A 14,772-nucleotide genomic window follows, 5' to 3' on the forward strand; every position below is an offset into this window, starting at 1 on the left:
TATTTTAGTGATCGAAAAAATAAATTATGTGATGTCTGTCAGCTATTCATCCTGTGAAGTGGCCAGTAACCCTTTTTATGCGCCTGATCATCCGTCAGGCAGATTGTAAAAATAAGAAAATTTTTTGACGCACTTCGCCGACCTGATACATTAACGTTCTGTTTATTACTCAGGAGTAACGGGCTTCAGCCCACCTTTATGGATCGTCACCGACGTCGCTTAATCTGTTCTTTGCGCCTGCTGGCGCGTCACCCTTCGCCTCACGGCGTTTTCACCGCTTTCCCGACTACCTGCATGTCACGCATTGCTGCGCTGATAAGCAGCACCGCGATCTGTTCCCTGTTCTGGAGTCATAAATAATGGAATTTTTATTCGACCCCTCAATCTGGGCGGGTTTACTGACGCTCGTGGTGCTGGAAATCGTACTCGGCATTGATAACCTGGTGTTTATTGCCATCCTGGCCGACAAACTGCCGCCGAAGCAGCGTGATAAAGCTCGCCTGATTGGCCTGTCACTGGCGCTGGTCATGCGTCTGGGTCTGCTGTCGCTGATCTCCTGGATGGTGACGCTGACGACGCCTCTCTTTAGCGTAGGCGGTTTCAGCTTTGCCGGTCGTGATTTAATTCTGCTGGCGGGTGGTCTGTTCCTGTTGTTTAAGGCGACCATGGAGCTGCACGAGCGGCTGGAGAACCGGCAGCTCGACGGATCCGGTAATCGGGGATATGCCAGTTTCTGGGCTGTCGTGACGCAGATCGTGGTACTGGACGCGGTCTTCTCGCTGGATGCTGTGATTACCGCCGTGGGTATGGTGAACCACCTGCCGGTGATGATGACCGCCGTGGTGATTGCGATGGGTGTGATGCTGCTGGCATCTAAGCCGTTAACCAATTTTGTTAACGCGCATCCGACTGTAGTGGTGCTCTGCCTGAGCTTCCTGCTGATGATCGGTCTGTCGCTGGTGGCAGAAGGCTTTGGTTTCCATATTCCTAAAGGCTACCTCTATGCGGCGATTGGCTTCTCGATTCTGATTGAGCTGTTCAACCAGGTTGCACGTCGTAACTTTATCCGCCATCAGTCAAATCGCCCGATGCGTGAACGCACCGCCGAAGCGATTTTACGCCTGATGGGGGGCCGCAACCGTGCCCAGACCGCCAGCAATGGCAACACCAGCAGCAGCGAAGAGGCTGCGCTGGCGGAAGCGATGCCGCAGGAAGCGTTTAAAGATGAAGAGCGCTATATGATTAATGGCGTGCTGACGCTGGCTTCCCGCTCGATTCGCAGCATCATGACGCCGCGAGGTGAAATCTCCTGGGTCGATGCGAATCGTCCGGTAGATGAGATTCGCGGTCAGCTGCTTGATACCCCACACAGCCTGTTCCCGGTCTGTCGGGGTGAACTGGATGAAATTGTCGGCGTAGTGCGAGCCAAAGAGCTACTGGTGGCGCTGGAGCACGGTGTGGATGTGGCGACTTTTGCGGCCAATACACCGACTATCGTGGTGCCGGAGACGCTGGATCCGATCAACCTGCTTGGCGTGCTGCGTCGTGCCAAAGGCAGCTTCGTGATTGTCACCAATGAGTTTGGTGTGGTTCAGGGTCTGATTACGCCGCTGGACGTGCTGGAAGCGATTGCGGGTGAATTCCCGGATGAAGATGAAACGCCCGATATTATTGCGGATGGTGATGGCTGGTTAGTGAAAGGGGGGACCGATCTGCACTCGCTGCAGCAGTTGCTCGACTTCCATGAGCTGGTCGACCCGACAGAAGACCACGCCTCGCTGGCGGGCCTGCTGATTGAGCAGAAAGGGCAGTTACCGCTTCCTGGCGATGTGATTGATATTACTCCGCTGCACTTCCAGATTATCGAAGCGACCGACTACCGTATCGATCTGGTGCGGGTCACTAAAGATAAACCGCATGATGAGGATGAAGAGGGCTAATCGTTCTCGTTGATGCAGCGGCGCTGCCGGGCTTACCGGCCGCGCTGAATTCTCCGACAGCCGCTGGCTCATTGCCGCGGCTGTTTTTTTGTCTGTGGCGTAAGGTCATCAGGCAGGGCGAAACGGGGCTCAGGCGATTGTCACCTGCGGGCATCAGCCTGATGCTGCGCCAGCCACGCCGGGAAATCCTGCAGCGGCATCGGGCGGGCAAAATAGTAGCCCTGCAGATGATCCACGCCGCGTTCGCGCAGATAGGCCGCCTGCTCAGCCGTCTCCACGCCTTCGGCCACCAGACTGATATTCAGGCGCTGGGCCAGCGAAATCACCATATCCGTCACCGTGGCATTAATCGCGTCAGTGCCGATGGCTGCGGTGAAAATCTTGTCGATTTTCAGCACATCTGGCTGCAGATCTTTCAGGTAGGAGAGCGAGCTGTGGCCGGTGCCAAAATCATCAATCGCCAGCCGGACACCGATGTCATGCAGTTGCGCAATCACCGACTGGTCCACGACCGGCAGGGCATCGCGCTCGGTGAGCTCTACTACCAGTTTCGGCACCGGATTGGCAGGCCACCACAGGTTGTGCAGATCTTCCAGAATGGCGTGGTCGCGGAAGTGGCTGGCGGCAACGTTAATGGCGATATGGAACGCGGGATCGTCGGGCAACTGCGGTAACTGTCTCACCACCTCATTCAGTACAAAGCGCGTCAGCGGTTTGATCAGGTTCTGTCGCTCGGCCAGGGGAATAAAGACATCCGGTGCAATCCAGCCCTGACGGGGATTATGCCAGCGCAGCAGTAACTCAATACCGTCGCACTCACCGCTTTTAGTGTTGATCAGCGGCTGGCAATAAACCATAAATTCACGGGCCGTAATGCCATAACTGATTTGCCAGCTCAGGCTCATACGATTTGCGGTCGCCAGCCAGATGATGTAACCCATAAGCAGGCTCAGCAGCAGCGCCAGCGGGAGCTGTGAGGGAAGCGTCGCCAGCGCCAGGCGGGTCGGAGAGGGGCCATAGAGGGTAAGCGTAAACGGATAGCGCAGCGAGCCCTGCTCATAGCTCACTTCATCATCTGCCGGCACCGTGGGCTCGATCAGTGGATTGCCATACTCCAGGCTCTCCCCGTTGACGTTAAAGACAGCGCGTTCCACCCAGGGCAACTGCGGCTCCAGCAGATAATTGCTCATCATTTCGATGTTGATCACCTGCAAAATCCCGGAGCGGTTATCCAGGCTCTTTGGCGTCCACAGCAGTAAAATGGGCGAGCCTTTCAGCAGATACTCATCGGTTGCCAGCGTCATGCGCTGACTGTTAAAGGCTAAGTCAGGGTAAGTCTGGCTAAAGGGGATGGTGCGCGGCCCATAAATACTGGAGCAGTAGAGCACGTCGTTATCCACCAGCAGAATCGCCCGGACCGTCTGCAGGGAAGAAATTTTTTCGATGAGTGGAAAGCGAACATCCTGACAGGGAACGCCGACCAGACCCAGCGTATTATTGGCTGAAACCTCCAGCGGTGAAAACATCCGGTCAAACCGCATAATCGCTTTATCGGCGAAATCCGTCGCCTGCTGCTCGATACGTGACTTCTCTTCGATATAGCGAAAGGCCAGGGTTAATATCAGCACCACGGTGGCGATCGACAGCGCTATCAGCACACGCTTGCGTCTGAATTGTCCAACAGATTGCTGGGCCATAAACATCTGTATTCACCTTCCCAAAAAGCCAGTAAAAAGCAAAACACAACGGGGTGAGTATCGGCACGGTCAGATCAACATTGAGGCCGGAATGCAGAAAAGCGGGTCTGGAAAGTTGCGTAAGCCGGACGGCTGCGCGGAAATCACTCTACCGGTTAAACCTGCGCTGAGATAGCGCAGGATGCGGATTTTATTACGTTTGCACGTTTTTTAGTCAGTTAATCGTTTCGCTTAATCACACTGAACTTTAATCGCCAGACCGCCACGCGAAGTTTCACGATATTTGGCGTTCATATCTTTGCCGGTTTCATACATTGTCTCGATAACCTTATCCAGCGAGACGCGGGGTTCGCTGGTGCGCCTAAGTGCCATGCGCGCCGCGTTAATCGCTTTAACCGAGGCGATAGCATTGCGCTCAATGCAGGGCACCTGAACCTGACCGGCTACCGGGTCACAGGTCAGTCCAAGGTTATGTTCCATGCCGATTTCAGCCGCCACGCAGACCTGCTCCGGACTGCCGCCCAGCAGTTCAGCCAGACCGGCCGCCGCCATAGAACAGGCGACACCCACTTCACCCTGACAGCCCACTTCCGCGCCTGAAATAGAGGCGTTCATTTTGTACAGCACGCCGATGGCGCCAGAGGCGAGGAAATAGCGCAGGAAAATGTCGGGTGTCACCGGCTCAATGAAGTGATCGTAGTAAGCCAGCACCGCAGGCACGATACCGCAGGCACCGTTAGTTGGCGCGGTCACCACGCGGCCTCCCGCGGCGTTCTCTTCGTTAACGGCCAGCGCATACATATTGATCCAGTCGATTACAATCATCGGATCGCTTGAGTGCTTGTCAGAGGAGGTCAGCAGACGACGCAGGGAGGCGGCGCGACGCGGCACGCGCAGTGGCCCTGGCAACACGCCTTCGGTATTCAGACCGCGATCGATACAGGCCTGCATCGTCTGCCAGATGTTAGTGAAATAGGCATGGATCTCATCGCGGCTGTGCAGCGCCAGCTCATTTTTCATCACCAGACCTGAGAGTGACAGGCCGGTTTCACGACAGTGAGCCAGCAGATCTTTGGCGGAGTGGAACGGCCAGGGCACAGAGACTTCATCCAGTGCCGACTGCCCGAAGTGCTCTTCATCAACAATGAAACCACCGCCAACGGAGTAATAGGTTTTTGACAGAATCAGCAGGTCGCCCGCAAACGCGAGCAGGCGCAGGCCATTTTCATGCAGGGAGAGGTTTTCACTGCGAAATACCATGCCCCCTTCACGCGGGAAATCCACTTCATGTGCGCCTTTCGCCAGCAGCAGTCGCTCACGCTGCTCAACATCTTTAATAAAGGCGGGGATCGCATCGATATCCACCGTATCCGGCGATTCACCCGCCAGACCCATAATGATGGCGATATCAGTGTGATGGCCTTTGCCGGTCAGAGAGAGAGAACCGTAAACATCCACGGCGATCCGGGTGACCTCCTGCAGCTTTTCCTGTTCGCACAGCAAATCCACAAACTGTTTACCTGCTTTCATCGGGCCGACAGTATGCGAACTTGAGGGGCCGATGCCCACTTTGAACATGTCAAAAACACTAATCACAGGTGACACTCCTCACAATTATTCTCAGTCTGCCGGGGCAGTTTATGGCGCCCATAGTAATGGTCATGCACCAGGAAAGAGCAGCTTTTCGCATGAAATAAACTTATCAAAACTTATAGAAAAAATTATAGTGCAGCGCGCCAGTAACCTGACGGGCCGGAGAGAGAAAAACGAGAAAGGTTTCAGAATGCGATCTGAGTACTCAGTGAGCGGATAATACCCGCGGTCATGCCCCACACCAGATAATCCTGATAGCGCGACAGCCAGACCGGGTGGCGAACGCCAGCCCGATGCACCTCCAGCGCGCTGTAGCGGCTGAGCTGCAAAGCCTCGGCCAGCGGCATCTCAAAGGCGCTGCTCACCTCATCCGGATTAATCGTTAATCGCAGATCGGCCGGAATGATCCCCAGTACCGGCGTCACCTGAAAGCCGGTGCTGCTGGTCACGGCGGGCAGTGCGCCTAATACCTCGACCTGATGCGGCTCAATGCCAACCTCTTCCTGTGCTTCACGCAGTGCTGTGGCGATGAGCGATGCGTCAGTGTCATCCTGCATCCCGCCGGGAAAGGCGACCTGTCCGGCATGTTTGCGCAGGGCGTGTGAGCGCTGCGTCAGCAACAGACCGGGTTCAGGCCGTGCCACAATCGGCACCAGCACCGCCGCATGGCGCCCGGATAGCAATTGTGTGCTGCGGGCTGGCTGCTGCAACAGAAAACGGCTGCGAAAATCATCAAGCGTCAGGGCCAACTGAACCTCCGGTTTGTTCCAGTGCCGGTAAGATCCGGCTGACTTTGTCGAGTGTTTCCTGATACTCCGCTTCGGGATCGCTGTCTGCAACAAGCCCGCCGCCCGCCGCACAGTAGAGCTGCTGACCTTCAGCGATCAGCGTGCGAATGGTGATGCTGGTATCCATCCGGCCACACAGGCTGAGATAACCGATGCTGCCGCACCAGGCATTGCGCCGCTGCGGCTCCAGTTCATCAATAATCTCCATCGCGCGAATCTTGGGCGCACCGGTAATCGAGCCGCCCGGAAAACAGGCGCGCAGCAGATCGGTGGCCTGCAGAGTATCAGGCAGCTGCGCCCGCACCGTGCTCACCAGGTGGTGCACGGCGGGGAAGGGTTCAACCACAAACAGTTCAGGCACCGTGACCGAGCCAGGTAGCGCCACGCGGCCAATATCGTTGCGCAGTAAATCGACAATCATCAGGTTTTCGGCCCGATCTTTTTCTGCATGGCGCAGCGACTCAGCCTGTTGCGCATCAGCAATCGGATCGTCACAGCGTGGCCGGGTACCTTTAATCGGTCGGGTTTCGATCTGTTTATTATTCAGCGACAGAAAGCGCTCCGGCGACAGGCTGAGGATCGCGCTCTCCGGCAGACGCAGAAAAGCGCTGAACGGCGCGCGGTTAGCCGCATTGAGTATACTGAACGCCTGCCACTCATCACCCTGGTAACTGGCCTGAAAGCGCTGCGCCAGATTAACCTGATAACAGTCACCCGCCTGAATATAGGCCTGAACCGCCGCAAAACGCGCAGCGTAATCTGCATAGCTCAGGTTGGAGCGCCAGCGGCTGGTCAGTGAAAAGGGCACGGCCTCGCGCGCCGGCCATTGCGCCAGCCAGGCGGCGCGTTCTTCCGCGTTCTTTAATGCCACCAGCGTCAGGGTCTGCTGATGATGATCGGCAATCAATGCCCAGTCATAGATACCCACCACCATGTCAGGCGTGGTGAGATCGGCTGCGGCCTGCTGAGGCAGGGACTCAAACCGGCGGCCCAGATCATAACCAAACAGGCCCAGCGCACCGCCCTGAAACGGCAGGGCATCGCTGGCAGCCGGCGTCACGCCCAGCGCATCACACTGCTGCTGCACCAGCAGCAGGGGATCGGCGGTTGATTCGGTCGTGCCGGTCGGGTCGCTGAGCGTAGTCATCGCACCGCGGGTCACCAGGGTGGCGCGGGGATCGGCGGTCAGAATATCAAAGCGGTTGTCGCTGTGGTTCGCCTGCGCGGAGGAGAGCAGCATCGCCCAGGGCAGATGGGCAATCGGGGCAAAGCGCTGAGTCAGCGCATCCGGGGTATAATCAAGACTGAGGGTTTCAACAATCATCGGGCAGAGAAATCAGAGAGCAAAGAGGCGGTCAGACTGCCATATTTTTTCCTGACTGGCACCTGTTAGTTCCGCGTGGGATACTGTCTGCCCCAACGCAGGAGTGAAACATGTTTATAGGAATACCGGCTCTCTCTCATGAGCAGCAGCAGCAGGCCGTCGAACGTATTCAGGAATTGATGGCGGGAGGTTTGTCGAGCGGTGAAGCGATCACCCAGGTGGCGCAGGAGATCCGACAAAATTTCAAGGGCGAACGGATTCGGGCGCTATTCGAAGACGAAGATGAAGAAAACGAAGAGGAATAACGCCCGGCGTTTTTAACGTGCAGCGATAATTTTAATTTCGATTTTGTACTTCGGATTCAACAGCCCGGCCTGTACCGTGCAGCGCACCGGCGCATTACCTGGAGAGACCCATGCGTCCCATGCGCGGTTCATCGCAGGGAAATCGGCCTTATCCACCAGAAACAGCGTCGCATCAAGGATTTTGCTTTTATCGCTACCGAGCCGTGTCAGAATCGCATCAATTACTGCCAGCGCATTGGCTGTCTGCGCTTCTGCGTCGGCATCCAGATTCTCAGGCACACTGGTGTAATAGATCGTGTCGTTGTGGATCACGGCTTCGGACATACGGTGTTCCGGGTCAATGCGGGTAATACTCATCGGTTTCTCCCTGGTTAATTGCGCATTAGCCTGGCACACTCCCGACATCGCTGTCACCCCTTACGCCTTACAGGCAGCGCTCAACAATCGCCTGTCTGTCCGCCATCACCTGAGGTGCCATCCGGAAAGTCGTGAAATATTTCACCTCAGCCCCTTTTCGGCGGGGCGACACATCCGCAAAAATCGAATCTTCCCAGGTAAAAACGCTGATCTCGCTGCCGTTGGGCTGGGTGTGGGTGGTGTTATCTCTGGCAATGACGCTGGTGGTGGACCAGCCGCGGTAAATACAGTCACTAAGCTGAGGGACGGTGCGGGTGCTTTGACCCTGAAAAACAGGCTGCTGCAGACGAGCCTGATCAGGCGTGGGTGCCTGGCAGCCGCAGAGCAGCAGCACGCCAGCCAGAGAGCCGATGCGGAAACAGTTCATACATTCCTCCGCCTGAGTCAGGCAGTCGGGTTAAGGCCATCTGTTTAACACCGCCTGAACGGCAATGTTAAACCAGTCTCAGCACGTCAGCCTACGGGTGCCACATCCCAACGGTAAGCTGATTTAATCATTATAATCCGCGCGTTTGTTTACTCGCTGCGTTCCTCTGCATTTGCTAACTGCATCACACTGTCTGCATCATGATAATTGGCCGCGGACGTTGTCACTGTTGCAGCCCTGCTGCGCTAAAGCAGCATGAAGCGTCGAAAGAGCGGGAGAAGTGAGGGCACGCGCGGCATAAAAATGTTATAAAACAGCAGATAAATCGCGCTACGGATGAGGATTCAGGCATGGCGAATACGCAGTATCTTTTTTGGGTGATGGTCGGCGCACTGACGCTGCTGTTTATTGTGGTTTCGGCGTTTGTTGGATTGTCCCGTGGCACTAAGCAGGGCTTTATTACCTTCGCTATTCTGTTCATCGTTATGCTGGCGGGCGCGTTGTACGTCCGCTTATAAGCAGGTCGCAAGAGCAGCGTCGCCAATAATCGTGATATCAGGTCACCAGCCAGAAACAGATAAACGCCCTGTACCAGAATAAGCCGTATCTGGCTGAGCGGCCTGCTTTATTTGCCGCTTTTTATCGGCCAGTGTTGAATCAACCCTGCTATTGCTGCTCAAAAAACTCACCATGCAAGGGTAGCGCTTACTGCGAAAATCCACCGTGATATTGATGGTGAGATCCTGCGGCGTCCCATCTGAACGTCGTCTGCGTTATGTTCTTCTCTGGATTACCCGCTAACGGCTCGATATGTCTCCCCGCCAGCACGCCCATCTGTCCAGGCGGCGCATATCTGATAAAAAGTATTCGTCCAGCAGGCATAAATAACGTTATTTTTTGCTAGCCGCTGGCCTCTGAAGTGAAAATGTAATAAGCGACATCAGCGGGTACGATTCCTTCAATACGTTTTTGTGCAATACCCTGTTTTACAGATTCTGGAAAACGCAGGTAAATACGGTTGTCTTCACTGAATAGGGCTTTATCTATCTCTTTCCCGTCATCTTTGAAACAGGATGCATAGGTGTCCCTGAATAGTTTACTGACATTATCGATATCTCTGCTGAGTAAAATGACTTCATTTTTTTTCAGATAGTTGCTCTGAATGTTTTGACTCGCTGCAGGATGGATTAAAAATGTCGCGCTGGGTAATGTTTCCCTTTGCGCCCCTGAGCAATAAATCAGGGTAGCCGCCGAACCTGTCATTGCGACATTGATGGTTTTTATCGGAATCCTTGACCCCCTGACGGCCTGGCCGCCCATATAGCCAGCTTCCATGTCGCCGCCAAAGCTGTTTATATAAAGCGATATTTCTTTTACAGCAGGGTAACTTGCATTAATATCATCGATGCCTGCCATCAGTTCTGCCACTTTAGTGCCATTAACCTCGCCAATGTAAACAATTTTTGCCGATTTTATCTCTTGCGCTTTCAGGGTGTTATTTATCACCACTGACGTTTTTGCTATGCAGCAAGCGGAAGTGACGCCCAATAATAGAAAAGTGAAATAACGCACCATAAAAACTCCATTTAAGGGTGTGACGCTGTCAGTTTAAGGATCAGTAATGTTTAAAAAGAAAATAGCCCGTTGTAACTTCCAGGGTGATGATATAGAAGATAAGTACGATGAATATCAATAATAAACTCGCCCTGGCGTAGTTTTTCTTTGAACGTTTAGTCCTTCGGTTTAAGGACCAGTAAAGCAGCATGAAAAGATTTAATACGGGTATGCCGGTTAAAATTAATGTGACAATCCAATCCCATAGGGAGACATCATCTATGATTTGATTACTCTTTTCCAAAATATTTTCACGTTATGTTGTGTGGTGGAGTAACGACGTTAGCCGTTACGACGTGCAGATCATTTCCTGACTGCTGACGAGTTTTTATAGATTCGCTGAGGATAAACGTCAGACCAGTCTGGTTGTTCGCCGGACATAATCGCGCGCCGCTGTGTAGGGCTGATCCCCTGGTTTATATGCGGCATGACAGGTTCACTATGTTGACCAACTGGGTTAAGTTTGACCTCATCGTTGGTAACGCAACCGCTCAGCGTCAGAATCACTAAGCTATACCGGGGTAATTTTGGGAACAATGATATTTCTCCTTATTGATGTAATGGTGTCCTGACTGACAGATGGATGCAACAGGGCAGCAACAGCCAGATTACATCCCACTTAACTTATAATATAAAACCCCACTTCATTTACATTAACGGATATCTTTAGCGAGATAGTCTTAAACGGCCTTTTAAAGAGGACGGATGCCGTGAGGCATGGTTTCTATTGTGATGTGACTCATCCGGCGACAAGTTTTTATTGCCTGTGAGAGATAACAGAATTCCTGAATTTTAATTACCTCTCTACCATCTGTTAAGTCAGCGTGGCTGCATCAGAGGAAATATTCAATCCGCTAATGCTCACAGATTACGTTTAAATTCTGTCTCTTTTATATCAGGGATTTTCTCTTATAACAACAGAACGATGTTTAATGCTATTCCTGTTGAGTTTTTATTTAATGTTACCTTTCTTTGTGCATGATTGTGCTTTGAATCGCATCATTAACTTTTCGTGTCCCTATATTATAGGTAGTTAAGTTCCGGCCTTTTATTCATTAAACGAGTAAGAGGTTTTTTTGAAAGCACAGTTTTTTCAGCGGCGAATTATTAAACCCGCTATCAGACTGACGTCAATGATAACGCGGCTGGGGGAGGCGAATGGGCATCCGATTAACCGGTACGCTATCAGCACCGGCTGTGACGCAAGGCTGTTTCACACAGTGGCGAAGCAGAGTCTGCGGCAGCGCCCGCATTTCTGATCTCTTTTGCGAGCCTTGCAAAACAGATGGCAGGAGTAAGCTACACTCAAAGGGCATAGCAAAATTGCTATCTGACACCGGAGGAAATTATGTCTGAACGCCCTGATTACGATGAGCCGCTGCCCGATGACGCTGAGATTTATCCTGAAGATGAGGAAGAAGATGAAGAAGAGGAACCATTAGAAAAGGATGTCTAGCGTCACCTGCATAATCTTTTATGACGCGTTATCGCGTTGCACCGCAAAACCGCCTGCGTGCAGTTTTGCGGTTTCTTACGTCGCCTTAATTTAGTGCAAAATTTCCCTCCCGGCTCGTTTCGACGATCAAAATGATAAATATAGAAAAATGAAACTCTTTTATTCAGAGAGATTGATATCAACCCTTTCCTGAAGTGCTTAAAAACGTAACATCGTGATGTTTGTTAATTAAATTAACATTGATTGTAATTATAAACTCTTTATTCGTTCTAATTTTGATTTAACGCATTTTGTCACCTTGCTGATTCAGTAGTCAGCGGAATAGTATCCCTGCCGCAAATAAGCTTATAAAGCAGGGATAAAAATGAAATTACCAAAAATGTTAAGTCTGGTTGTGGCGCTTTCTACCCTCAACGTAGCCGGTGCGGCGGAACCGCACTGGACGTACGAAGGCAAAGCTGGCCCGGAACACTGGAGCGAACTGACCAGCGACTTCCACATCTGTCACGAAGGTAAGTCCCAGTCGCCAATCAATATTAAAGATCCGATTGAGGGGCATTTACAGGCACTCGATCTGGCCTACCATACGTCGGCTGAGAAGGTGATCAACAATGGCCACACGATTCAGGTGACCGTTGATGAAGAAGATGATTTTGTACTGGATCGGGAAAAGTTCACGCTGCGTCAGTATCACTTCCATACGCCGAGTGAGAACCAGATCAATGGGCACACCTTTCCCCTTGAAGCCCACTTTGTACACAGCAAAGAGGATGGCGATCTGGCCGTGGTCGCGGTGATGTTTAAGGTCGGTGAAGAGAATCCGGCGCTGGCACCGTTGATCGACGCTATGCCGAAACAGGAAAACCAGCAGGTAACCATTAATCGCCAGGTAAATTTACGCGATCTCTTCCCGGAAGATCTGCACTATTATCGTTTCAGCGGCTCCCTGACGACGCCACCCTGCAGCGAAGGGATTCGCTGGCTGGTGCTGAAACAGCCGGTTTCGCTCTCTCAGGCGCAGCTCGACGCCTTTAAACAGGCGCTGAAAACCACCAATAATCGTCCGTTGCAGCATCTCAATGGGCGCATGATTGTAGAGTAGTCACAGCGATTTCTGCTGCCTTTCGCGGTGCAACTTTTCCATCAGGCATCCCGGTGCTGCGAGCGCTTCTCTTCAGGCGGCCACCTGCCGCCTTTTTCCCATCTTTCAGACGCGATCCTGAGCCACTGGTTGCCACACTCCCAACGGCTAAAAATAGATAAGCTATTGATAATTATCAATTTTGCTTTGTTGATCCAATACTGACATAATTACAGTGTTTTTGCCGTTCTTAGTGAGGGTATGTGGCAGACGATTTTGCAGTGGATGGCGCGCTGGCGCTGGCGATCGCAGGCTTTAAGCCGCGTGAAGCACAGCGTGAGATGGCGCAGGCGGTATCTGAAGCCGTAAAACAGCAGGGTGAACTGGTGGTCGAGGCCGGTACCGGCACCGGAAAAACCTATGCCTACCTGGCTCCCGCTCTGCGGGCCGGTAAAAAAGTCATTGTCTCCACCGGATCCAAGGCGCTGCAGGATCAGCTCTATGGCCGCGATCTGCCTACGATGATCAAGGCGCTGGATTTTAAAGGTAAAACGGCCTTGCTGAAAGGACGCTCCAACTACCTTTGCCTGGAACGCATGGAACAGCAATCGATGGCGGGCGGCGATCTCACCGCGCAGGGGCTGACCGATCTGGTGACGCTGCGCAGCTGGTCATCGCAGACGGAAGATGGCGACATCAGCAGCTGTGCGGGCGTGACCGAAGACAGCCCGGTCTGGCCGCTGGTCACCAGCACCAACGATAACTGCCTCGGCACTGACTGCCCGCGCTATAAAGAGTGCTTTGTGGTCAAAGCGCGTAAGCGCGCGATGGACGCCGATGTGGTGGTCGTGAACCACCATCTCTTTCTTGCCGATCTGGTGGTGAAAGAGGGCGGCTTTGGCGAACTTATTCCCGAAGCTGATGTGATGATCTTCGATGAAGCCCATCAGCTGCCCGATATCGCCAGTCAGTATTTTGGTCAGCAGCTCTCCAGCCGCCAGTTACTCGATCTCGCCAAAGATATTATTACCGCCTACCGCACCGAGGTGCGTGATGCTCAGCAGCTGCAGAAATCCGCTGATCGCCTGGCGCAGTGCGCGCAGGATTTTCGCCTGTCATTAGGCGATCCCGGCTATCGCGGTAACCTGCGTGAACTGCTGAGCGATAACAACATCCTGCGGATGTTTACGCTGCTGGATGATGCGCTTGAGCTCTGTTACGACGTTATCAAACTCTCACTGGGCCGTTCAGCCCTGCTGGATGCCGCCTTCGAGCGAGCCGCGCTCTACCGTGGCCGGTTAAAACGGCTGCGGGCGATTAACGAGCCGGGCTACAGCTACTGGTATGAATGTACCTCACGTCACTTTATCCTGGCGCTGACGCCGCTCTCGGTGGCAGAACGCTTCCGTGAAGTAATGGATAATCGTAAGGCTGCCTGGATCTTCACCTCAGCCACCCTGGCGGTGGATGAGAAAATGGCACACTTCGCCGAACGGCTGGGTGTGAATGCAGCAAAAAGCCTGATTCTGAACAGCCCGTTCGATTTTGCGAAGCAGGCGCTGCTCTGCGTTCCGCGCAATCTGCCTGAGCCTAACCGTCCCGGCGGTGCACGCCAGCTGGCCGCAATGATGAAGCCGCTGATTGATGCCAATAAAGGCCGCTGTTTCTTTCTCTGCACGTCGCATCTGATGATGCGTGAGCTGGCCGCAGAATTTCGCGCCTCAATGACGCTGCCCGTGCTGGTGCAGGGTGAAACCAGCAAGGGTCAGTTGCTGAAACAGTTCATCGATAAGGGCAATGCCCTGCTGGTGGCGACCAGTAGTTTCTGGGAAGGCGTGGATGTGCGGGGTGATGCGCTGTCGCTGGTGATCATCGATAAACTGCCGTTCACCTCACCGGAAGATCCGCTGTTGAAAGCCAGAATGGAAGATTGCCGGATTCGTGGCGGCGATCCCTTTACGGATGTGCAGCTGCCGGATGCGGTGATCACCCTGAAGCAGGGCGTGGGACGTTTAATCCGCGATACCGACGATCGTGGCGTACTGGTCATTTGCGATCAGCGTCTGGTTTCACGTCCTTATGGCGCGCTGTTTCTCAATAGCCTGCCGCCGACGCCGCGCACCCGGGACATTGCCCGCGCCATCGCCTTTATCCGCCAGCAACCCGAACCAGACGCGTAATTTTATGCTA

Annotated in this window: 12 protein-coding genes; 5 read left to right on the forward strand and 7 right to left on the reverse strand. The window is 53.4% G+C overall.

Translation table 11 applies throughout. The features are described from left to right. The first annotated feature begins 359 nt into the window (after positions 1–359). Positions 360–1,940 (forward strand): TerC family protein, encoded by a 1,581-nt coding sequence (locus tag OK409_RS03870; protein WP_010260533.1) that lies wholly within the window; start codon positions 360–362, stop codon positions 1,938–1,940. A gap of 140 nt (positions 1,941–2,080) precedes the next feature. Here OK409_RS03870 and OK409_RS03875 read toward each other — a convergent pair whose 3' ends face one another. The 4 genes from OK409_RS03875 to pabB all read right to left on the reverse strand — a co-directional run bounded on the left by OK409_RS03875 (position 2,081) and on the right by pabB (position 7,342). Beyond that, positions 2,081–3,643, reverse strand: coding sequence for an EAL domain-containing protein (locus tag OK409_RS03875; protein WP_033787658.1), 1,563 nt, complete (start codon positions 3,641–3,643; stop codon positions 2,081–2,083). Between the two features lie 225 nt (positions 3,644–3,868). Further along, positions 3,869–5,233, reverse strand: coding sequence for an L-serine ammonia-lyase (locus OK409_RS03880; protein WP_010260538.1), 1,365 nt, complete (start codon positions 5,231–5,233; stop codon positions 3,869–3,871). 182 nt (positions 5,234–5,415) lie between these two features. Then, positions 5,416–5,979: a CoA pyrophosphatase gene (locus OK409_RS03885; protein ID WP_010670763.1), complete on the reverse strand. Its 564-nt coding sequence runs from the start codon at positions 5,977–5,979 to the stop codon at positions 5,416–5,418. After that, positions 5,963–7,342 carry an aminodeoxychorismate synthase component 1 gene (pabB, locus tag OK409_RS03890; protein ID WP_264366783.1) on the reverse strand — a complete coding sequence of 460 codons (1,380 nt, stop codon included), beginning with the start codon at positions 7,340–7,342 and terminating at the stop codon, positions 5,963–5,965. The genes OK409_RS03885 and pabB overlap by 17 nt, the downstream gene beginning before the upstream one ends. A 110-nt stretch (positions 7,343–7,452) precedes the next feature. On the opposite strand from pabB, the gene OK409_RS03895 reads away from it, so the two are divergent. Further along, on the forward strand, positions 7,453–7,647 hold the full coding sequence (locus OK409_RS03895) for a YoaH family protein (protein WP_010260545.1): 195 nt from the start codon (positions 7,453–7,455) through the stop codon (positions 7,645–7,647). 12 nt (positions 7,648–7,659) lie between these two features. Here OK409_RS03895 and OK409_RS03900 read toward each other — a convergent pair whose 3' ends face one another. Continuing rightward, positions 7,660–8,004, reverse strand: coding sequence for a RidA family protein (locus OK409_RS03900; RefSeq protein WP_003852699.1), 345 nt, complete (start codon positions 8,002–8,004; stop codon positions 7,660–7,662). A gap of 67 nt (positions 8,005–8,071) precedes the next feature. Continuing rightward, positions 8,072–8,431: a hypothetical protein gene (locus OK409_RS03905; protein ID WP_010260549.1), complete on the reverse strand. Its 360-nt coding sequence runs from the start codon at positions 8,429–8,431 to the stop codon at positions 8,072–8,074. Between the two features lie 350 nt (positions 8,432–8,781). Here OK409_RS03905 and OK409_RS03910 point away from each other — a divergent pair, with 350 nt between their 5' ends. Next, positions 8,782–8,949, forward strand: coding sequence for a hypothetical protein (locus OK409_RS03910; RefSeq protein WP_167432858.1), 168 nt, complete (start codon positions 8,782–8,784; stop codon positions 8,947–8,949). Between the two features lie 382 nt (positions 8,950–9,331). On the opposite strand, the gene OK409_RS03915 is transcribed toward OK409_RS03910, so the two are convergent. After that, positions 9,332–10,006: an ATP-dependent Clp protease proteolytic subunit gene (locus OK409_RS03915; RefSeq protein WP_264366784.1), complete on the reverse strand. Its 675-nt coding sequence runs from the start codon at positions 10,004–10,006 to the stop codon at positions 9,332–9,334. Between the two features lie 1,859 nt (positions 10,007–11,865). Between OK409_RS03915 and OK409_RS03920 the strand changes: the two genes are divergently transcribed. Further along, positions 11,866–12,603: a carbonic anhydrase gene (locus OK409_RS03920; protein ID WP_033771955.1), complete on the forward strand. Its 738-nt coding sequence runs from the start codon at positions 11,866–11,868 to the stop codon at positions 12,601–12,603. A 242-nt stretch (positions 12,604–12,845) separates the two neighbouring features. Next, complete coding sequence (locus tag OK409_RS03925; RefSeq protein WP_010260556.1) at positions 12,846–14,762, forward strand: ATP-dependent DNA helicase; 1,917 nt, start codon at positions 12,846–12,848, stop codon at positions 14,760–14,762. Positions 14,763–14,772 lie beyond the last annotated feature (10 nt).

The organism is Pantoea sp. RG18, from assembly GCF_025910075.1.
GTDB classification, from domain to species: Bacteria; Pseudomonadota; Gammaproteobacteria; order Enterobacterales; family Enterobacteriaceae; genus Pantoea; species Pantoea agglomerans.